This is a genomic window from Cohnella herbarum (assembly GCF_012849095.1).
GTDB lineage: Bacteria > Bacillota > Bacilli > Paenibacillales > Paenibacillaceae > Cohnella > Cohnella herbarum.
In genome coordinates, this window is the sequence record NZ_CP051680.1 from 7302886 (window position 1) to 7324065 (window position 21180).

Here is a 21180-nt window from a genome sequence, read left to right on the forward strand (position 1 = left end):
ACAACTCGCAAGAGGCGGAGCAATCGGGAGGAATCGGATTATGCAACGTGCATGAGCGTGTCCGCATGTTTTACGGAGGAGATTCGGGTTTGACGATCGAAAGCCTCGTCGGCGAAGGGACGATCGTTTCGATTAAGATGGATGATTCGGAAGGGGGGCCAAGATGAAAATCATGATCGTGGACGATGAACCGATCATTCTCGGCGGGATCGTGGCTATGGTGCGGGAATGCCGGGAAGACGCTTGGATCGAGGAGGCATCGGACGGATTCGAAGCGTTGGAGAAGCTTCGGACGTTCAGGCCCGACTTGTTGATCTCCGACGTGAATATGCCGGAGATGACAGGATTGGAACTGATCGAGGAGACGAAGCGACAAGGCTATTGCGATAAGTATGTGATCTTGACCGGCTACGATGAATTCGAGTACGCGAGGCAAGCCGTCCGTTTGGGCGTTATGGATTATTTGCTCAAGCCGGTGCAGGAGGGGGAGTTGCAGTCCGTTATCGATAGGCTGGGTCGCCATGGTGAATCGAAGGAGGCGCTATCCAACCGGACGGATAGTAACGGAAGCGCTTTGACTCATGCGATTCTAGAATATATCCATTTGCATTACGGCAGGGATTTGCCGTTAGACGAGGTTGCGGCGCATGGGGGAATCCATCCCAACTACTTATGCGCCATCATGAAACGAAACATCGGCAAGAGCTTCGTCCACTATTTGCGCGAATATCGCATGGAGAGAGCAATGACGATGTTCCGCGACAACCCTCGCGTGCAAATTGACAAAGTAGCTCAATCCGTCGGATACGAGCAGCCTAGACATTTTTACAAGGTGTTTAAGAAGTCGACCGGGTTTACTCCGGGGCAATTCCGAGACGATTGCTTGAAGTCAATGAGGGGTAAGCGAAACGAAGTATCAAACCCCTTTGTACTGTGAAGGAGATACGCCGTATTTCTTCTTGAACAGCCGGGAGAAATAGCGATAATCGTTAAATCCGACTTCATCGGCGATACGCTCTATGCTCTTATGGGGATCATGGATTAATGATTTGGCTGCCATTTGCAGCCGGACTGTATTGACGTATTCAATGGGCGTTACATTGAAGTACTTCTTAAAGTATTTAATGAAGTAATTCGGATGCAGATGGACAAGGTTAGCCAGTTCCGCCAGCGTAATTTCGCTTTGAAGATGGTTACGAATGTAGGAGTTGACTTTGTTCGAGAACTCGTTCGTATTCGCAGGCAATAGGAGGGCAAGATTCACGCGTTCCAAAAAAAGCTTCAAAATCTGCAGCAAGGTCGTTTTTTCGGTAAGCGCGTTCAGAGGATTCGCGGCAACATCCGTTTGCACCAAAGCCTCGAAAGTCGGTACGATAAGTTGTTGCGAGATTGAGCATTTAACCGTTTCTCGATGATAGATAAGCTTTTGTTCCTGATCCAGAACGAGATTAAAGTGCGACCAGTATTTCAACACCGGATGATTCGGGTTGTGGGAATAGGAATGCTTCGTATTGGCAGGAATAAGAAACAGATCCTCGGGCTGAGGTGTGAATACATCGCCTTCAATAATGAGCGTAGCTTCGCCCTCCATAAAATAATAAAACTTATGGAATGCATAAATACAGTCGTTTTCTCCCCAATCTTGGGCGCAGACGTTAAATCTGCTCATTAAATTTTTGACGGTAACATGCTCAAAGCAGTTCATTTCGCTTGCCCCCAAATAGATGAATGCGATATATGGAAAATAGCATATAGAATTAATATCGTCCACATCTCCATTCATTTACTCCCTTTAATTAGCTGATAGGGTTGCTATAATGAACCATGAAAACGGCTTAATTACGGAGGTGCGTAAGTTGAGAGATATTCATGCGAACTACTTAAAGACGATCGACGATGTGATTCGGAAAGGCGTTTACAAGGATAATTGGGCTTCTTTAAGCGAATATCCGGAGCCGATTTGGTACCGGAATGCGAAATTCGGCATTTTTATTCATTGGGGCATATACAGCGTGCCTGCTTTCGGAAGCGAATGGTATCCGCGAAATATGTATTTGCAGGGAACGAAGGAATACGAGCACCATATTCAAACGTACGGAGCGCACAAAGATTTCGGCTATGCGGATTTTATCCCGCAATTCAAAGCGGAGAAATTCAATGCGGATGAGTGGGTCGCTCTGTTCAAAGCGGCTGGCGCGAAATATATGATGCCGGTAGCCGAACATCATGACGGTTTTCAGATGTATGACAGCGAAGTGTCGGAATGGAACGCTGCTAAAATGGGGCCTAAGCGGGATGTTGTGGGAGAACTGAAAGAAGCGGCCGAGAAGGAAGGTATTGTATTTACGGCATCGAGCCACCGCGCTGAAAATTTCTGGTTCTTCGGGGGCGGCAGACGATTCGATTCCGGGATTCAGGATATTGCGTTAAAGGAGCCTTACGGCTCTGCGGATTCGATGTATGACTCCGCCGAGATCTCGGCTACGCATGACATCTATTCGGCGCCGCCAAATCAGGAGCATTTGGAAGATTGGCTTGTCCGCACGTGCGAGTTGGTCGACAAATATCAGCCGAAGATCGTTTGGTTCGACTGGTGGATTCATAACGTAGCCTTCAAACCGTATCTCAAAAAGTTTGCCGCCTACTATTATAACCGCTCGCAAGAGTGGGGCGTGGATGTGGCGATTAACTATAAATATGACGCTTTTGCTTTCGGGACGGCGATCTTCGACGTCGAGCGGGGCCAACTAAGCGATATCAGGCCTAAGCTATGGCAAACCGATACCGCCATCGCCAAAAATTCCTGGGGCTTCACGAACAATAACGATTTCAAAAATCCGGTCGACCTCGTCTGCGATCTGGTCGATATCGTGAGCAAAAATGGCTGCCTGCTCCTAAACATCGGACCTAAATCGGACGGTACGATTTGCGCGGAGGAAGCGGAAGTATTGCGCGGCATCGGGAAATGGCTGGAAGTCAACGGCGAGTCGATCTACGATACGACGTATTGGAAGATCTATGGCGAAGGGTCGACCGAAGTGCCGGAGGGCGCTTTCACCGATGTGAATCGAGCCGCGTTTACAAGCGAAGATATCCGGTTCACCTATAGAGCCCCTTACCTCTATGCCAACGTGCTGAGCTGGCCTGAGAACAATGAAGTGCTCATTAGAGCGTTGAAAGCAGCGAGCAAACAATTCGAAGGACATATCGAAAAGGTAGAACTGCTGGGATTCGCTCATCCTGTTTCGTTCGAGCGAAACGAAGATGGACTGAAAGTGAAAGCGGACGGGAAAATCGATACGAAGTATCCCGTTTGTTTGAAAATTACACTAGATTAATAGCAGGTATAGGGTCTATGAAAGATACCCTGAACGCGTGATTTAAGATTCGAAAAAATCATGGGTTCAGGGTTTTTATTATTAATAACTGACTACGAGAAGAAAATCGATCAATTGCAGAAGTGCAGCTCATTTAAGTACGATGTTACCACTGGGCAATAGGATTGAGATCATAATTTAGAATTCGAGGTGCACAATGACGAACAATAATCGAAAAATGCCTACCGAACAGCATAATCTGTCGTTCCATGAGCCGATAGATCGTTGGGACGAGGCTCTCCCGTTGGGAAATGGTTTAACGGGTTGTCTGGTTTGGGGAAATGGCGACCCGATCCGTCTTAGTTTGGATCGCGCGGATTTATGGGATACGAGACTAGCACCTGAGGTGCTAGCGCGCGATTTTACGTACAGCAAACTGATCGAGCTTATTCGGGAGAAAAACGACTCTGAAATCAACAGGAGATTCAGCGATTTTTTCGATAATCCAAGCCCGACGAAATTACCTGCGGGACGCATTGAATTAAGCTGCGGTTCTGCCGCCGAGCGTATGAAAAGCAGCCTGAACCTTAAGGATGCAATAGCTCATGCAGAGTGGATGGCAGATGGAGAAACGTATCAATTAGAAACGTTCTTACATGCGGAGAATGGATTAGGCTATATTCGTTTAACGGGAAGTAGGGCAATTAGAGTTAATCTACAGCTCATCTCTCCGGATTATTCCGGTGAATTCCAAGCAAGAGCAGACCAAAACTCTCACTCGAATTTGCAACTTGCTTTACTTGGGTACCCAAAGGCGGATTATGGGAGCGAGGGAGATACCGTCTGGTTTCGTCAGAAAACCAATCATCGGTTGGAGTATGCGATCGTCGTTGCGAAAAAGCAGATAAGCGAACGCGAGATCGAATGGGTATACACGATAGCAGCTAACCTAGAAGATCAGGATTGGTTTGAACAAGCTAGACGTAAAGTAAAGGAAGCTATAAACACGAGCTTTACGGAAGCCTTTTTAACGCATGCCTCATGGTGGGAAAGCTATTGGCGGAAAAGCGAAATGACATTATCCGAATTCGAGTTTGAAAAACAATGGTACCGGACGAACTACTTATTCGGAGCTTGCTCGCGTAAAGGCGCCCCGCCGATGCCGCTTCAGGGCGTATGGACAGCGGATGAAGGGTTGTTGCCTCCTTGGAAGGGGGACTATCATCACGATCTGAATACCGAATTAAGTTACTGGCATTATCTGAAAGCGAATCATTTAGAGGAAGGGGAAAGCTTTCTTGATTTTCTATGGGGGCTAAGACCCGCGGCTCGCGAATTTGCGAAGTCTTATTTCGATTCGCCGGGGATTAACTTGCCAGCCGTTATGACGATTGACGGAAAGCCGTTGGGTGGCTGGCCTATGTACTCGCTTAGCCCAACGAATCAAATCTGGCTATGTCAGGCATTCGACCATTATTGGCTTTATACAGGCAATCGAGACTTTCTTGAGAACAAAGCCTATGTTTTTTTGCAAGAGACGGCAGATTGCCTGTTGGCGCTTCTTCTTCCCGGCGAGGACGGCAAGCTGCGTCTACCGGTTTCTAGTTCGCCCGAGATTCATGATAATCGTTTGAGTTCCTGGCTAACGCCGAATAGTAATTACGATTTATCCTTACTCAGATATTTATTTACACGATTGGAGCAAATGGCCGAGCTGTTGGATAAAGGAACGGAACGGAAGAAGTGGGCTAGCGTGCTGGAACAGTTGGATGAATTGGCCATTAACGAAACAGGGTTAATGCTTTGTCCTGACGAGAGTTTAATGGAAAGCCATCGACATCACTCTCATGCCATGGCCATCTATCCGCTGAAGTCGTTCATTTACGAAAGATCGGATGCGGAAAAACGAATTATCGACGACACGATTAGCCATTTAGAAAAGTTGGGGAAAGCGTATTGGGTAGGCTACTCCTTTGCATGGATGGCGGCATTATATACCAGACAAGGGAATGGAGTCGCAGCCCGCTATCACTTGCAGCAATTCTGGGAACACACTTGTTCTTCGAACGGCTTCCATTTGAACGGCGATTACAGAAAAACAGGGTTAACGCAATTTCACTATCGTCCGTTTACATTGGAAGGAAACATGGCTGCCGCCGATGCCTTGCAAGAAATGCTGCTGCAAACCAACTTGGGCGTTATTCGACTCTTTCCGGCAATTCCACGCTCTTGGCAGATGAATGGGGCGGAATTTCAAAGATTTCGCGGTGAAATGGGGGTTCTAGTGTCTGCTAAAATTTTCGCCGGAAAGCTAGAATATGCAGAGCTTCATGCGGAAATAGCAGGTGCTTTCCAACTGGAAAACCTATTCGGCTCCGAGAAATTGACGTTAGACACGGATGGAATCCGTACGGACATCCTATGTCCTGCAGGATCGGTAATTACAATTGCGCTCGAGAAAGACCAGATTTGTCGAATCGTCGCTTCTTAGACGAGCATTCGGTTGGGAACGATTTAATAACACAAAAAGGTCACCTTGCTTTTAATTAGCAGGGTGACCTTTGCTTAGGTCGACGTTTATCAAGAGCTTAAAATCTTGGAGAATGTTAATTTATGAAAGCGATCATAAAAATTGAATAGACGCTTCGATAGATTAGGTTAGCGTGCTTAAAAAATGCCCATTGTTCCGGTTAGACACCGTAATTATGATGGATGTGATCTTAACTTCTCGAAGTTCTAAACATGGAGGAACGCTATGAAACCCGCCGAGAGCGATAAGGGAAACGATGGACAATACAAGCTATGGTACGGCGAACCGGCGCGCTTATGGGTGGAGGCTCTTCCGCTCGGCAACGGACGGCTGGGGGCGATGGTGTACGGCAACCCGCGGAACGAAGTCGTTAAGCTTAACGAGGATACGCTTTGGTCCGGCTACCCTTACGACACGAACAATCCGCAAGCTTTGAATCACCTCGATCAAGTTAGATGGCTCGTCTACGCGAAGGATTATAAGGCGGCCGAAGCAATGATCGAGGCTACAATGTTGGGGCCATTCACGCAATCGTTCATGCCGTTAGGCGATTTGCTGATCGCGGTCGACCATGCGGGGGAAGAGATTTCTTCCTACCGAAGAGAACTGGATTTGGAGCAGGCCGTCGCGCGCGTCCGTTACGAGAGCGGGGGAGTCACTTATTCTCGCGAAACGTTCATTTCCGCTCCCGATCAGGCGTTGGCGATGAGGTTCGAAGCGGATCGTCCGGGCAGCATCGATCTGACTGTCGGTTTGGAAAGCTTGCTGCGCCATCAAGCCCGCGTCGAGGACGGGGTGCTGCTGATGACCGGTCAAAGTCCAAGTCATGTCGATCCGAACTATTACAATATGGAAGGTCGCGAGCCGATCGTCTACGAGGAAGGCAAAGGGATGGCGTTCGCGGCTTGCGTCCGGCTTCTCTGCGAGGGCGGATCGGTCGAAGCTTCAGGAGAGCGGCAGCTACGCGTAACGGGAGCGAATAGCGTGACGCTTCTGCTGGATGCGGCGACCAGCTTCAAGGGAAGCGATCGCGATCCTTCAGCGGAAGGGAAGGATCCGGTCGCCGATTGCGTCGCGACGGTTCGGAATGTCGCTGAGGAAAGCTGGGAATCGCTTAAGCAGCGGCATGTCGTGGACTTCGGATTGAAGTATAAACGAGTTCATCTCGAATTGGGGAACGGCGAGATTTCGAGCTTGCCGACGGACGTCCGGCTCATGAACGCGAAAGCGGGCGAGCAGGACCTGCAGCTCGAAGCTTTGCTGTTTCAGTACGGACGTTACTTGATGATCTCGGGTTCGCTTCCGGGAACGCAGCCGTTGAATCTGCAAGGGATATGGAACGAACATCTCCGCGCTCCGTGGAGCAGCAACTATACGATTAACATTAACGCGCAGATGAATTATTGGCCGGCTGAAACGTGCGGATTGCCGGAATGCCACGAGCCTTTGCTTGATCTGATCGAGCAATTGAGCGTGACCGGCACGGAAACGGCGCGGGTACATTACGGATGCGACGGTTGGACGGCGCATCATAATACGGACATCTGGCGCCTGTCTTCGCCGGTCGGGGGAACGGGAGAACTAAACGACAGCGTCTCTTGGGCGATGTGGCCGATGGGCGGGGCATGGCTGGCGAGGCATTTGTGGGAGCGATACGAGTTCGGCGGAGATGCGGATTATTTGCGGGAAAGAGCGTATCCGCTCATGAAGGGGGCGGCACTGTTCCTGCTCGATTGGCTAATCGAAGACGAGACAGGCCATCTTGTTACGAATCCGTCTACGACGCCGGAGAACAGATTCGTGACGGCCGAAGGGGGCATATCCGGCGTCAGCCACTCCACGACGATGGATCTGGCGATCGCGCGGGACCTGTTTCGGAATTGCCTGGAGGCGAACCGGTGCGTGGCCGGCGAGACGGGGCCTTTCGACGAAGCGTTCCTGGGGCGTTTGACGGCCGCGCTTGCCAAGCTGCCGCCTTATCGGATCGGGTCCCATGGGCAGCTTCAGGAATGGTTCGAGGATTTCGAAGAGGTCGAACCCGGGCATAGGCACGTCTCTCACTTGTATCCCTTATATCCCGGCAACGAAATCACGCCGAGATCGTCTTCGGAACTGGCCGAGGCTTGCCGCCGATCGTTGGAGCGCCGGATGCGGTACGGCGGAGGGCATACGGGATGGAGCTGCGCATGGCTGATCAATTTGTGGGCTAGATTGGAGGACGGGGAGCAGGCCTATCGCTTCGTCCGAACGGCGCTTTCGAATTCTTCGTATCCGAACTTATTCGGGGCTCATCCGCCTTTCCAGATCGACGGGAATTTCGGATACACGGCCGGCATCGCCGAGATGCTGCTTCAGAGCCATGCAGGCGAAGTGTCGCTGCTGCCGGCATTGCCTCGAGCATGGGATTGCGGCAACGTGCGCGGCTTGCGTGCTCGCGGCGGATATGAAATCAGCATTCGTTGGGAATCGGGAAAATTAACGCAAGCGGGCATTCGCGCCAGCCGAAGCGGAGTATGCACCCTTCGAACGCGGACGGCGGCCCGAGTATTGTCGGGGCAAGGAACGGTCGTGTGCGAGCCGAAGGTAGGTCCCGGCGGCGAGGGCGATTACTTGTATGTTTTTCCCGTGGAGGAACAGCAAGGCTATAAAGTGGTCGCTTATTGAGCGGTTGAATCCGACTCCGCGTCGTAGCTTGAAGGGTTTTGAAGGTTCGAAGTTTGTTTACTCGAGGAGTGAAACAATGAAATATGTAGTGGACGCCGGCAGTCGACGGAAGCCGGTATTGATCGAGGGCCATCTCAGAATGGGAGGCAGCAATCCGGCGGGCGAAGTCATTAACGCGAACAGCTTATATCTCACGCGCGGAGGAAAGCCCTGGCTGCCGGTCATGGGGGAATTTCATTTTACTAGATTTCCGCACGGGCAATGGGAGGAAGAGCTGCTGAAGATGAAAGCCGGCGGCATCCAGATCGTCGCCACGTACGTGTTCTGGATTCATCATGAAGAGATCGAGGGAAGCTTCGAGTGGTCGGGCGACAAGGATCTTCGGAAGTTCGTGAAGCTTTGCCGGAAGAACGGTCTGGAGGTTCTGGTCCGAATCGGGCCGTGGGCGCATGGCGAATGCCGCAACGGGGGATTTCCGGATTGGATCTACGGAAGATGCGCGCTTCGGACGAACGACGAAGATTATTTGCGCTACGTCAGAAAGCTGTACGAGGAAATCGACAAGCAAATCGAAGGGTTATCCTTTCAAGACGGCGGTCCGATCGTAGGCATTCAATTCGATAACGAGTTGACGGATAACGCCGAGCATTTGCGAACGTTAAAGAGTATGGCGCGGGGAATAGGCATGCAAGCTCCCTTGTATACGGTAACCGGGTGGGGAGGTCCCGGCGGGGCGCGAATTCCTAAGGACGAAGTGTTGCCTTTATTCGGGGGATACCCGGATCATCCTTGGGACAAGCATACGAATCCACTGCCGCCCGGGCCGCATTATTTCTTCCATTCCGTGCGTAACGATCCGAGCATCGGAAGCGATCTATTCGGCGAGAAGGCCGCGGAGATCAAAGATTTGGAAGATATCGAACGATACCCCGACGGTTGCTGCGAGCTTGGAGGCGGAGTGCAGATTACCTATCACCGGCGTCCCGTCATTCAGGCGGACGACGTCGCCGCGATGGCGATGATCAAGATCGCCAACGGGTGCAATTTGTTGGGCTATTATATGTATCATGGAGGAACCCAACCGATCGGACAGCTCGCGACGATGCAAGAATCGAATCCCCAAGGCAATCAGTTGCCCGTTCGCAGCTACGATTTCCAAGCGCCGATCGGGGAGTTCGGCGGAATCCGGGATTCCTATCGCAAGCTCAAGAGGCTTCATCTTTTCGTGCATGATTTCGGCGAACGGTTGGCTCCCATGACCGCGGCGTATCCGCAGGCTCGTCCCTCTTCGCTCGAAGACACCGATACGGTGCGCGTAGCGGCGAGAACGAACGGGGATAGCGGCTTTCTTTTCTTTAACAATTACCAACGATTGACGGAGATGGCGGACAAGGATGGCGTGCAGGTCGAATTGCGGCTGCCGGGAGGGGATCTGAACGTTCCGGCGAACGGATTTACGCTAAAGAAAGATGCTTATTTCTTCTGGCCGTTCCATATGGACTTGGATGGCGCGCGGTTGAAATATGCGACGGCGCAACCGCTGTGCTTGCTTCGAGGGGACGGAGAAACGACGTACGTTTTCTTCGAGGTTCCGGGCGTTAAGCCGGAATTCACGTTCGATCCGGCAACCGTAGCCGATGTTCAGGCGAAAGAGGGAACCGTTCTCCCGCAGGACGGAGCGCTCGTCGTGCGCGATCTGTTGTCGGGATTGGCTTGCGAATTCGTCGTTCGATCCGTTGCGGGACATGTCGTTAAGGTGCTGACGATCACCGAAGAGCAGTCGCTGCATCTGTGGAAAGGGCAGGCATTCGGGGACGAACGGCTAATTGTCTGCGAAGGGAACGTCGCGTTCGGGGAGGACGATCTGCGTATTAGCGGGACCGGAGCGGATACTTTGGCTTTTGCGGTTTATCCGCCTGTCGAGCATAGCATTGCTTGCGGGGGCGTCACTCTGACCCCATTTCAAGACAAGATGGACATTTTCCAAACGTTCAAGCCGTCCGCGCAAACTCGCGAAGTCGAATTCTCATGGAAGCCGACCCGCGATCCTTCGTTAAACGGAGACTTTTTCAAATATTTGTTCGAAGATAAGGGGCAAGAAGGAGCGGCTCCCGAATGGGAGATTCGCATAGACGCGAAGGCTTTTGACGAAGCGAACGATGTGACGTTGATTATCGACTTTATAGGAGACGTGGCCCAAGCTTACATCGGGGGACAATGCATCGCGGACCAGTTCTATAACGGCGTCCCTTGGAGAATAGGCTTGAAGAGATTTCGCGAGGCATTGGCAAGCGAGCCGATCGTTCTGAAAATTTCTCCTTTACTAAAAAAGAGAGACATTTACATGCCATCCAAACCGCCGGAGGATTGCCGATCTGAGATCTTGGCTCTCTCCGCTGAAGCCGAGTATACGATAGTCATTGACGATGGCAAGCGGGGGGATTGAAGCCTATGAACGATAAGAATGTGGGTCCATTGCAAAAGGAAAGGTTGCGGAAAATAGACAAGGTCATCCATGAGGGAAGTTACGAAGCGGAATGGTATTCCCTAGGCAAGTATTCCATTCCTTCCTGGTACGAGGACGCGAAGTTCGGCATTTTCGTCCATTGGGGCGTGTACTCCGTTCCCGCTTTCGGTAGCGAGTGGTACGCGAGGCAGATGTATCAAGAGGGAATGCCGGCTTACGAGCACCACGTCAATACTTACGGAACGCAGGACAAGTTCGGTTATAAGGATTTCATCCCTCTGTTCAAAGCGGAAAAATTCAATGCGGACGAATGGGTGTCTCTCTTCAAGCAATCGGGCGCGAAGTTCTTCGTGCCGGTAGCGGAGCACCACGACGGATTCCCGATGTACGATTGTCCGTTCACGGAATGGAATTCGGCGCGCATGGGACCGCAACGCGACGTCATACGAGAATTGGCCGATGCCGCGCGCCGCCAGCACCTCGTGTTCGGGGTATCGAGCCATCGGGCGGAAAATTGGTGGTTCTTTAACGGAGGAACGACGTTCGATTCCGACGTTCAAGATCCCCGGAACGCGGGCTTATACGGTCCGGCTCAGCCTTGCGATCCGAACCGATGGGTTCCGGCGACCCAACCGAACGAACCGTTCCTCGACGATTGGCTGGCGCGGACTTGCGATCTCATCGAACGTTATGAACCGCAGCTGCTGTGGTTCGATTGGTGGATCAGCCAGCCTGCCTTCAAGCCATATCTGAAGCGGCTGGCCGCCTATTATTACAACCTGGGTCTGGAATGGAAGCGGGGAGTCGCAATCAATTACAAGGACGACGCTTTCGCCGAGGGGACGGCGGTCTTCGACGTTGAGCGCGGGCAACTGTCGGACATCCGGCCATTGTTCTGGCAAACGGACACTTCCGTTTCCGAAAATTCCTGGTCTCATATCAGCCATCATAAATATAAAACGGCGGAAAGCTTGATCGGGGATTTGATCGACATCGTGAGCAAGAACGGGGCGCTGTTGCTGAACGTCGGTCCGCGCGCCGACGGTACGATCCCGGAGCAAGAACAGGACATTCTTCTCCGAATCGGACAGTGGCTCGCCGTTAACGGGGAAGCCATCTACAGCACGCGTCCTTGGAAAGTATTCGGGGAAGGCCCGACGCGCGTGGAGAGCGGTTCGTTCAACGACACCAAACGTTCGGCGTTCACGTCCCGCGATATCCGGTTCACGGTCAATAAGGATCGCCTATATGCGATCGTCATGGCGCCCCCGGATGACGGAAAAGTCGTCATTCAATCGTTGTCCGACTCGCTTCGCTTATATCCGCAAGCAATCGAATCCGTAGAGATGCTGGGCTACCGAGGCTCCGTGGACTGGTCCCGCGGGGAGGACGGCTTGACGATTACGTTGCCGTCCGACTACTCTGCGCAGGGAGCGTTCGCGTTCCGGATTACTCGATTGGGAATCTAAGTCACGCCTGACGTTCAAGTAACGATCGCAAAGGAAAGAGGACGGAGAAGGACACCGCGGCGCGGTCCCTTCTCCGTCCTCTTAATTTTCGCTAGCGCTCGCCAGATGGCCGCCGTCGACGACCAGCGTCGAGCCGGTGACGAAGGAAGATTCGTCGGAAGCAAGGAACAGGAAGCAGTTCGCCACTTCCTCGATCGTGCCGAGTCGTTTCATCGGCGTGCGGTCCGAATACGGAGGCAAGTTGTCCTTGATCCTTAAAGCGCGGTCCAGCGGCGTATCGATCAGACCCGGCGCTACCGAGTTGACTCGGATGCCGTGCGGGGCCAGTTCGACGGCCATGGATTGGGTCAGCAGCACGACGCCCGCTTTGGAGGCGTTGTAATGCGCCAACATAGCGCTCGAAGACAGGCCGTTCTTCGAACTCATGTTAACGATGCTGCCGCCGGTTCCTTGCTGCATCATTCTCTGGGCGACAAGCTGACATAACTGGAACGTGGCGTTCAGGTTCACGTTGATCACTTGATTCCAGCGATCGGGCGCGATGTCCAGAAAAGGTTCCCTGAAGGCTATGCCCGCATTGTTCACGAGAACGTCGATGCCGTTCCAGCGGTCCATGGCTGCGATGGCCTGCTTCTCTAATTGTTCCGGTAGGCCGACGTCGCATACGAGAAATTGCGCAGACTCGCCTTGACCGGCCGCGACCAGCTCGGCTTGGAGTTCCTTTAGATCTTCCTCGTTGCGGTCCATGACCGAGACGAGAGCGCCTTCGTTAAGAAAGCGTTGGACGATACCTTTACCGATGCCTCTCGCACCGCCGGTCACGACTGCTCTTTTGCCGGACAATCTCATCTTTCCGTCACTCCGTTTCTTGAAGATGGCTTCATTCGGCTTATAGTACGCCGTATTTGTCGTAAACATCGCGCAGGAACTTGCCGTCCAGCAATTCCATGCGGCTTGCGTTTTCGCGGGTCGCTTTGTTCATCGCCATGTCGTAAACTTCATCGAACAATTGTTGAGGAATGACGACGACGCCGTCCCGGTCTCCGAAAATAATGTCGCCCGGCATCACGTTTACGCCGCCGCATTGGACTTGGCAGTCATAGTCGATTACCATTCCGCGGCCGCGGGAATCAACGGGTTTCGTACCGGTTGCGAAGACGGGGAAGTCGAGCTCGAGAATCTTCTTCGTGTCGCGGATCAGTCCGTCGACGACGGCGCCGTGAGCTCCGCGCATCTTGGAAGCGGTGGAAAGAAGCTCGCCCCACAGTCCGTTGCGGATCGATTCGTTCGTGCAGCCGATCAGCACTTCGCCCGGTTTAACGCTGTCGATCGCTTCGATTTCCTTCGAATAAGGATTGTCCGTCACGTGATAGACGTCAACCGCCAGAACCGTCTTTGCCCGGCCCACGAGAACCCAATCGTTGTTGATCGGATTGATATTTTCGCGCATGGCTTGATTGCGGTATCCGAGTTCGTCCAATGTATCGCAAATAACGGCTGCGTATAAGGTCTTTTTCATTTCTTCGAATTTCTGCTGTTCGGTCAGTTGTTGTGCGTTCATAGTAAATCTCTCCCTTTAATTGTGAGTTGTTGTTATCCTTTGACCGCGCCGGCCGACAATCCTTTGACGAAAAACCGTTGGAAGCTGACGAATAGGATCAGGACGGGAGCCAGCACGATCGTAATGCCCCCGAACAGCAGGCTCATGTCGGCCATGCCTCTTCCGGCAAAAAACTTGTACAACGATACGCTGATCGTCGGGATGTCCCGCGAATTGACCATGACTAAAGGCAACAACAGATCGTTCCATACGTAGATGAATTGCAGAATGAATAGGCTGGCCGTGATGGGTTGAAGCATCGGAAAAATAATTTGCAAGAACGTGCGCGCGGGAGAACATCCGTCGATATATGCCGCTTCTTCCAACTCGCGCGGCACGGACCGCATAAACCCGGCGTATACGAAAATCGCGAAAGGCGAGATGACCGCCATATAAACCAATGAAATTCCGAGCAGCGTGTTGTTAAGCCCGAGTGCTTTCATATTGTGAATGATCGGGATGAACGCGGCTTGCATCGGAATGAGTATTCCCGACAAGAAAACCCAATACATCGCTCCGAAAATCTTAGATTCGAACCTGGCCACGGCATATGCCGCGAATGAGGAGAGCAATACGCCGCCGATAACGGCGATCGCTTCGATGGAAAGCGTCGTTCCGTATGCCTTCAGAACATTCATTTTCTCCCAAGCATGAACGATGTTGTCGAATCCGACTTTGAAAGTCGGGAAGCCGAGCGGATCCGTGATGATTTCCTTATTGGTCTTGAACGTGTTGATGACGACTAGATAGAGCGGTATCGAGACGATGAGCGCGAGCACCCAAGTGAGGAGTCCGATCCCGGCATTCATCCATTTTTCGCGCCGATTGTTCATTCTCCATGCGCCCCCTTCTCGATTTTTCTGGATACGCCGACGAAGAAGAAAGTAATGACCAGCGCCAGAAGGGTCAGCACGAATGAAGCGGCCATGCCGTACGACAACTCGGACGACTGGAAGGCGAACCGATAAATCCGGATGGCGAGCGTCTCGCTCGCGTTCGCGGGACCTCCGCCCGTGAGTGCGAACGGCAAGTCGAAGATGCGGATACCGTTAGCGAGTCCGATCAAGACGTTTACCGTAATGCCCGGCGTAATCAACGGAAGCGTAACGTGATAGAAAATGCTGGGTTTGGAAGCTCCGTCGATCATGGCCGCTTCTTTCATCTCGGGCGACACGCCTTGAAGCGCGGCCAGATAGATAATGATAACCGGCCCCATCATCTGCCAGACGGAAATGACGATGATCGACCACACGACGTGATCCGGGGAATCGATCCACGGAATGGTCACTCGTCCTCCGGTCAGTTGGCCAAGCGTTTCGTTGAGCATCCCGCTATTGGCGTCGAGTATGTAGCGCCAGATGAAGGCGGCTACGACAACGGGAATGATATTAGGTAGATAGAACAGCGAGCGAAGCAGACTTTTGGACTTCATTTGGCGATCGAGAAGCATAGCGAATGCCAAACCGCACAGATTCGTTAGAATGGCGGCTGATATTCCGATCATCAACGTACGTTTGACGGATTCCACGAACGAAGGGTCGTCGAAGATGTTTCGGTAGTTTTCGAATCCGATCCAGTGGTAAGCGCCAATCCCTTTCCAATCGGTGAGACTATAGTAGAAGGATTGCAATACCGGAAGAAAGAGAAACGCGAACAAGACGACCGTGATCGGAAGCATGAAGGCTACGCCGGTCCAAAACATTTTTTTCTGCAAAGGCCTTCACCTCCGGCTAATTTCGGGTAAGGGTGGAGAGGGACAATCAAAAACCAGGGCTCGGAGCCCGGCTTTTGATTGCCCTCGCATTATCTTGCCGGCAATCGCTTATTTGGATTTTGTGCCGTCGTACGCTTTGATGAATTTGTTAATGGCGGAGTCAAGCTTACCGTCGAACGTATACTGTTGGGCGGCTTGGCCGAGCGCGATCCAAGTCGGGCTTGGGATCGGGCCGGTGTTCGCGAACGAGACGACGCGGTCCGTGTTCAACCAGTTCGGCACGTCGCTGTAAGAAGCGTCGAGCTCGCCTACGCCGGTAATCGCCGACATGTTGCCTTTGGCTTTCTGTACTTGCACGTAGTTGCCCGCCTCGCCGAACAGCCAGTTCAGGAACGTCTTCGCTTCTTCGATGTGTTTGGATTGAGCGTTAAGCGCAAGTCCGTCTTCCGGTACGAAGATGTAAGGGTTAGCGGCTTCGTCCATATAAGGAAGATTCATGAATCCGAGATCGAGATCCGCGTTCAAGCCGCGGTAAGTTCCTGCTTCCCAAGTTCCGCCGAGTACCATTGCGGATTCGCCGGAAGTGAAAGCTTGTTGAGCGATCGAATATTCGTTGGTGAAGCTGCCGGTACGTACATACTGGTTCAGTTCCTTGAAACGCTCGAAGCCTTGTTGCAGAACGGCGCGATTCTCGGGAATCGACCAGTCGACCTTGTTCGCGAGGTAGGCTTCCTTAAAGGCGGGATCCTTGATCGCCTGAGCGCCGAATGCCCAGTGGAAAACGTTGCCGATTCCGGTTTCCCATTTGGAGGAATAGACGAGCAAATCTTTGCCGGAATCTTTCATTTTCTTGCCGAGCGCCATCAGCTCTTCCCATGTTTTCGGAGGCTCGGAGTAACCGGCGGCCGCCAATGCGGCTTTATCATACGGAAGGCCCAGTACGCCTACGCCCATAGAGAAGTTAGCGATTTTGCCATTAACCGTAGATGCGTTCTTCACGGATTCCGCATAGCCCTTCATGGCTTCCATGTCCGTAAGGTCGGCGAGGTAGCCCGCTTGATCGGCCATCTGCGTCGTTACGTGACCGATGTTGACTTGATACAGATCCGGAACTTCGCCGGACGAGATGCGAATGCGCAACGTATCGAAGATGCTGCCGTCGGGAATGCTTTCGACTTTTACTTTAATATTAGGATGACTGGATTCGAATTGCTCGATCAACTGGTCTTGGATGCCGCCGAGAATCGATTCCGCGATCAGCATGTTCAGTTCGACCTTCTCTCCCGAAGGCTTGGCGTTCGAACTGGATGGGGCAGGGGTCTGGGAAGCGTTATTTTCCTTGTTCTTGTCGCCTCCGCAGGCGGACAACATTGCCGTTAACATCGCCATTACGATAATAAGCACTGACCATTTCTTAGTTTTCATAGTAGATCCTCCCTAGTCGGTCCTCGGTTTGTTCTGCTCTTTTAGCTAGGTTTGCTTATGTGGCGCGTTGACCGCCCGTTCACCCCTTTATTTTCATATCCTTTATTGCGACCGAATTCGCATAGCGTTGCGTTATAAGAATTCGGTTACTGCCATTTATTAAACAGTGTTTACCCTGTTAAACTCGAGTGTAAAGTGATCGATTTACGATGTCAAGAAAAAACTAGATAACCTAACGTATGAAAATGAGTGTATTCGTTTTCAATTTCGAGTAAAACGCTTGCAATAGATTATTCTGCGACTATTGAGTTAGGTTTTCTGTCATCTATATCGTGTATTGCCTCCTATAGTGGATTCCTTTATAATGAAATTATCTAACAATTGACTGTTCATTTCTTTGTGTACTTTTTATAAACGTCGTTTAACAATGGGGGATTACCTTTTGGATACATCCAAAAAATATACCGTACCTGCACTAGAGAAGGCTCTTGCCATTATCGAGACGCTCGCCGATCAAGAAGTGCCGATGGGCGTGTCGGAATTGTGCAAGAAAGTAAACGTCCCTAAGACCAGCGCCTTCTTTATTTTGAACACGTTGGAGCAGAATCAATACATTACCAAGAGCGAGGACGGCAAGTATTTGCTAGGCAATCGTTTCGTTAACTTGGGACAGAGCATCCTGAACCGCATCGATATTCGCCAGCACGCCAAGCCGTTCATGGAAGAATTATGCCGCGAGACGGGTTTTACCGTTCATTTGGCGATATTGGATCAAGGAGAAGCCGTCTATATCGAGAAGGTGGAGAACCAGGCATTCGTCAAGTTTTCCACCTATATCGGCCAACGGTGGCCGCTTCATGTTTCCGGCGTAGGCAAAGCCCTTGCCAGTCAATTGACCGACGAAGAGCTGGAGCAGATCGTCGAACGGGTCGGCTTGTCGGCGAAGACGGATAATACCGTGACGTCTTTGAAGGAATTCAAGGCGGTGTTAAGCGCCGCTCGCAAGCAAGGTTACGCGATCGAAGACGAAGAAGGGGAAGTCGGCATCCGTTGCATCGGTTCGTCGGTCTTCGGCCATGACGGCAAGCAGAAGGCCGCCATCAGCATTACCGCGCTTAGAAGCGAATTGCCCGTTCAGGAAATTCCGGTCATCGGGGATAAAGTAAGACGCATCGCGCTCAGAATTTCCGCGCATCTCGGTTACCGCCTTCCGGCTTCGCCCGGTGAGGCAAGCAACGCGAAATAGCGGCGCGATTAGGACAATTGCAGACAGCTAATTCGGCCCAGTAACGGTGCTGAACGCCGCTATTTCGCTCGGGGAGTCGATTTTCGACTCAATAACGGTGCTGAGCACCGCTATTCCGCTCGGGGAGTCGGCTTTCGGCCCAGTAACGGTGCTGAGCACCGTTATTTCGCTTGGTGAGTCGGTTATCGGCCCAATAGCGGTGCTGAGCACCGTTATTTCGCTTGGTGTGTCGATTTTCGACTCAATAACGGTGCTGAACGCCGCTATTTCGCTCGTGGAGTCGATTTTCGACTCAATAACGGTGCTGAGCACCGCTATTCCGCTCGGGGAGTCGGCTTTCGGCCCAGTAACGGTGCTGAACACCGCTATTTCGCTCTCGGAGTCGGTTTCCAGCTGCGATAGTTCCTAGCGCGCGGTGAGGGAACACTTGACCCCTCGCTATTCGGGGCATATAATAAAAAACAATTTAATCCTTCAGGCCGTGACCAAAGACACGATTGCCTTCTAGGGCTGTACAGAGAAAGGGGCGCAAGCTGAGAGCCTCTACAGCGACCGGAAGGCGGTTACCCCTTTGCAGCCGCGACGTTGAACCCGGGAATGCGATCTCTCCCGGCGGTAATCGTCGCCGTTTTATCCCCGTTACCGGATACCGAATAAGGATTTGTCGAGACGGCGCATGTGGGCCGGACGGCAAATCGAATGAGGGTGGAACCACGAGCTGAACGCACTCGTCCCTTTGTGGGGAGAGGCGTTTTTTTGCGTTCAGAAAAATCAAGGGAGGATTTGCATCGTGGATATCCAGGTGAAGTTAGCGGACGGCAAAGTAAGGGAGTTTCGTCAAGGGACGACGATCGCGCAAGTGGCGGAGGCTATAAGTCCGGGACTGCGGAAAAACGCGGTCGCGGGTAGAATTAACGGGATCGCCGCGGACTTGAACAGACCGATCGAAGAGGATGGCCAAGTCGAGATCATTACGTTGGACGGCAAAGACGGACTAGAGGTATACCGGCATAGCGCCGCTCACTTAATGGCTCAGGCGATCAAGCGGATTTACGGCAATCAAGCGGTTAAGCTCGGGATAGGTCCGGTCATCGAGGATGGATTCTATTATGACATCGATATCGAGAAACCTCTGTCGATCGACGATCTGGCGGCCATCGAGAACGAGATGGGGAAAATCGCGAAAGAAGATTTGCCGATCGTTCGTCGCGTCGTAAGCCGGGCGGAAGCTCTGGCGATTTTCGGAGAGCTCGAAGATCCGTATAAGTTAGAGTTGATTCGGGATTTGCCGGAAGAAGCGGCCATCACGATCTACGATCAAGGGGAGTTTTTCGATCTGTGCCGGGGACCGCATCTTCCTTCCACGGGCCGGATCAAGGCATTTAAGCTGCTTAGCGTAGCCGGTGCCTATTGGCGCGGGGACTCGGACAACAAGATGCTGCAACGGATTTACGGTACGGCTTTTCCTAAGCAGGCCCAATTGGAAGAGCATCTGCACCTCCTCGAGGAAGCGAAGAAACGCGATCATCGCAAGCTCGGCAAGGAATTGGAGCTGTTCATGTTCTCCGAAGAAGCGCCCGGCATGCCGTTCTATCTTCCGAAGGGGATGACCATTCGCACGGAGTTGGAGAACTTCTCGCGCGAGATGCAAGGTTACCACGGCTATGACGAGGTTCGCACGCCGCTCATGATGAACAACCGGATCTGGGAACAGTCCGGGCATTGGGATCATTACAAAGAAAATATGTATTTTACGAAAGTGGACGACACGACGTTCGCGCTAAAGCCGATGAACTGTCCGGGTCACATGATTATATATAAAAACAGCTTACGCTCCTATCGGGAGCTGCCTATCCGCTTGTCGGAGTTCGGCCAGGTGCACCGTCACGAATACTCCGGAGCGTTGAGCGGCATGATGCGGGTTCGGACGTTCTGCCAGGACGACGCGCATATTTTCGCCAGACCGGATCAGATCGAAGAGGAAGTCGGACGCGCCATCGCCCTGATCGATCGCATGTACCAGGTGTTCGGTTTCGAATACCGGATCGAATTGTCTACGCGACCGGATGATTTCATGGGCTCCGAGGAGTTATGGGACCGGGCGGAGAAGGCATTGCAGAACGTGTTGGATACGATGGGAATCGAGTATCGGATCAATCCGGGCGACGGGGCGTTCTACGGTCCGAAGATCGATTTCCATATTCTCGACGCGCTTAAGCGCAGTTGGCAGTGCGGAACGGTTCAGTTGGATTTCCAGATGCCGGAAAAATTCGATCTTGTCTATATCGGCGAGGACAACCAGAAGCACCGTCCGGTCGTCATTCATCGCGCGATATTCGGTTCGATCGATCGTTTCATGGGAATTTTGACCGAACATTACAGCGGCGCCTTCCCGCTCTGGCTGGCGCCGGTTCAGGCGAAGCTGCTCCCCGTCTCGGACAACTATTTGTCCTATGCGCTGGAAGCGAAGCGAATTCTGGCCGAGGCGGGAATCCGGGCGGAAGTCGATATTCGCAACGAGAAGCTCGGCTATAAGATTCGCGTGGCGCAACTGGAGAAGATTCCTTATATGCTCGTGATCGGCGAGAACGAGAAAAACGCGAATACGGCATCCGTCCGTAAGCGGGGGAAGGAGATCTCGGTCAAATAAGCGTTCGGGAGATCGCCGACCGTATCGTGGAGGAAATCCGCGCGAAGCAATAAATAAAGGCGGGACAGCGCGATTCGCCGACCAGAAAATATCGCATG

The 21180-nt window shown here is 52.2% G+C and carries 14 protein-coding genes and 1 pseudogene; 9 read left to right on the top strand and 6 right to left on the bottom strand.

Going from position 1 to position 21180, the window contains the following annotated elements; all coding sequences use genetic code 11:
* Positions 1-163 precede the first annotated feature (163 nt).
* The gene (locus tag HH215_RS30695; protein ID WP_169283361.1) at positions 164-937 is read left to right on the top strand and encodes a response regulator transcription factor; all 774 of its coding nucleotides are present in this window, start codon (positions 164-166) and stop codon (positions 935-937) included.
* Here HH215_RS30695 and HH215_RS30700 read toward each other — a convergent pair.
* Positions 917-1705 carry a helix-turn-helix transcriptional regulator gene (locus tag HH215_RS30700; protein ID WP_169283362.1) on the bottom strand — a complete coding sequence of 263 codons (789 nt, stop codon included), beginning with the start codon at positions 1703-1705 and terminating at the stop codon, positions 917-919. The genes HH215_RS30695 and HH215_RS30700 overlap by 21 nt on opposite strands.
* A gap of 142 nt (positions 1706-1847) precedes the next feature.
* On the opposite strand from HH215_RS30700, the gene HH215_RS30705 reads away from it, so the two are divergent.
* The 5 genes from HH215_RS30705 to HH215_RS30725 all read left to right on the top strand — a co-directional run bounded on the left by HH215_RS30705 (position 1848) and on the right by HH215_RS30725 (position 12447).
* On the top strand, positions 1848-3338 hold the full coding sequence (locus HH215_RS30705; protein ID WP_254450624.1) for an alpha-L-fucosidase: 1491 nt from the start codon (positions 1848-1850) through the stop codon (positions 3336-3338).
* Between the two features lie 196 nt (positions 3339-3534).
* The gene (locus HH215_RS30710) at positions 3535-5808 is read left to right on the top strand and encodes a glycosyl hydrolase family 95 catalytic domain-containing protein (protein WP_169283364.1); all 2274 of its coding nucleotides are present in this window, start codon (positions 3535-3537) and stop codon (positions 5806-5808) included.
* Positions 5809-6072: 264 nt separating this feature from the next.
* Positions 6073-8511, top strand: coding sequence for a glycoside hydrolase family 95 protein (locus HH215_RS30715; protein WP_169283365.1), 2439 nt, complete (start codon positions 6073-6075; stop codon positions 8509-8511).
* 76 nt (positions 8512-8587) lie between these two features.
* Positions 8588-10957: a beta-galactosidase gene (locus tag HH215_RS30720; protein ID WP_169283366.1), complete on the top strand. Its 2370-nt coding sequence runs from the start codon at positions 8588-8590 to the stop codon at positions 10955-10957.
* Positions 10958-10962: 5 nt separating this feature from the next.
* Positions 10963-12447 (top strand): alpha-L-fucosidase, encoded by a 1485-nt coding sequence (locus HH215_RS30725; RefSeq protein WP_169283367.1) that lies wholly within the window; start codon positions 10963-10965, stop codon positions 12445-12447.
* 81 nt (positions 12448-12528) lie between these two features.
* Here HH215_RS30725 and HH215_RS30730 read toward each other — a convergent pair whose 3' ends face one another.
* The 5 genes from HH215_RS30730 to HH215_RS30750 form a co-directional block, all read right to left on the bottom strand.
* Positions 12529-13365: an SDR family NAD(P)-dependent oxidoreductase gene (locus HH215_RS30730; RefSeq protein WP_169283368.1), complete on the bottom strand. Its 837-nt coding sequence runs from the start codon at positions 13363-13365 to the stop codon at positions 12529-12531.
* Positions 13337-14008 (bottom strand): RraA family protein, encoded by a 672-nt coding sequence (locus HH215_RS30735; protein WP_169283369.1) that lies wholly within the window; start codon positions 14006-14008, stop codon positions 13337-13339. Before HH215_RS30735 ends, HH215_RS30730 begins: the two co-directional genes overlap by 29 nt.
* Before the next feature lie 32 nt (positions 14009-14040).
* Positions 14041-14880 carry a carbohydrate ABC transporter permease gene (locus HH215_RS30740; protein ID WP_169283370.1) on the bottom strand — a complete coding sequence of 280 codons (840 nt, stop codon included), beginning with the start codon at positions 14878-14880 and terminating at the stop codon, positions 14041-14043.
* Positions 14877-15761 (bottom strand): carbohydrate ABC transporter permease, encoded by an 885-nt coding sequence (locus tag HH215_RS30745; RefSeq protein ID WP_169283371.1) that lies wholly within the window; start codon positions 15759-15761, stop codon positions 14877-14879. Before HH215_RS30745 ends, HH215_RS30740 begins: the two co-directional genes overlap by 4 nt.
* A gap of 108 nt (positions 15762-15869) precedes the next feature.
* Entirely contained in the window at positions 15870-17186 is a 1317-nt protein-coding gene (locus tag HH215_RS30750; RefSeq protein WP_169283372.1) for an ABC transporter substrate-binding protein, read from the bottom strand.
* Positions 17187-17628: 442 nt separating this feature from the next.
* Between HH215_RS30750 and HH215_RS30755 the strand changes: the two genes are divergently transcribed.
* The 3 genes and pseudogenes from HH215_RS30755 (at position 17629) to thrS (ending at position 21135) form a co-directional block, all read left to right on the top strand.
* Positions 17629-18432: an IclR family transcriptional regulator gene (locus HH215_RS30755; protein ID WP_169283373.1), complete on the top strand. Its 804-nt coding sequence runs from the start codon at positions 17629-17631 to the stop codon at positions 18430-18432.
* Between the two features lie 46 nt (positions 18433-18478).
* Positions 18479-18841 (top strand): hypothetical protein, encoded by a 363-nt coding sequence (locus HH215_RS30760; protein ID WP_169283374.1) that lies wholly within the window; start codon positions 18479-18481, stop codon positions 18839-18841.
* A 381-nt stretch (positions 18842-19222) separates the two neighbouring features.
* Positions 19223-21135 (top strand): annotated as a pseudogene (thrS, locus tag HH215_RS30765) (threonine--tRNA ligase).
* Positions 21136-21180: the final 45 nt, after the last annotated feature.

Coding starts and splice junctions, on each gene's coding strand:
- HH215_RS30695 (WP_169283361.1), top strand. CDS start 164: ATGAAAATCATGATCGTGGACGATGAACCGATCATTCTCGGCGGGATC.
- HH215_RS30700 (WP_169283362.1), bottom strand. CDS start 1,705: ATGAACTGCTTTGAGCATGTTACCGTCAAAAATTTAATGAGCAGATTT.
- HH215_RS30710 (WP_169283364.1), top strand. CDS start 3,535: ATGACGAACAATAATCGAAAAATGCCTACCGAACAGCATAATCTGTCG.
- HH215_RS30715 (WP_169283365.1), top strand. CDS start 6,073: ATGAAACCCGCCGAGAGCGATAAGGGAAACGATGGACAATACAAGCTA.
- HH215_RS30720 (WP_169283366.1), top strand. CDS start 8,588: ATGAAATATGTAGTGGACGCCGGCAGTCGACGGAAGCCGGTATTGATC.
- HH215_RS30725 (WP_169283367.1), top strand. CDS start 10,963: ATGAACGATAAGAATGTGGGTCCATTGCAAAAGGAAAGGTTGCGGAAA.
- HH215_RS30730 (WP_169283368.1), bottom strand. CDS start 13,365: ATGTTTACGACAAATACGGCGTACTATAAGCCGAATGAAGCCATCTTC.
- HH215_RS30735 (WP_169283369.1), bottom strand. CDS start 14,008: ATGAACGCACAACAACTGACCGAACAGCAGAAATTCGAAGAAATGAAA.
- HH215_RS30740 (WP_169283370.1), bottom strand. CDS start 14,880: ATGAACAATCGGCGCGAAAAATGGATGAATGCCGGGATCGGACTCCTC.
- HH215_RS30750 (WP_169283372.1), bottom strand. CDS start 17,186: ATGAAAACTAAGAAATGGTCAGTGCTTATTATCGTAATGGCGATGTTA.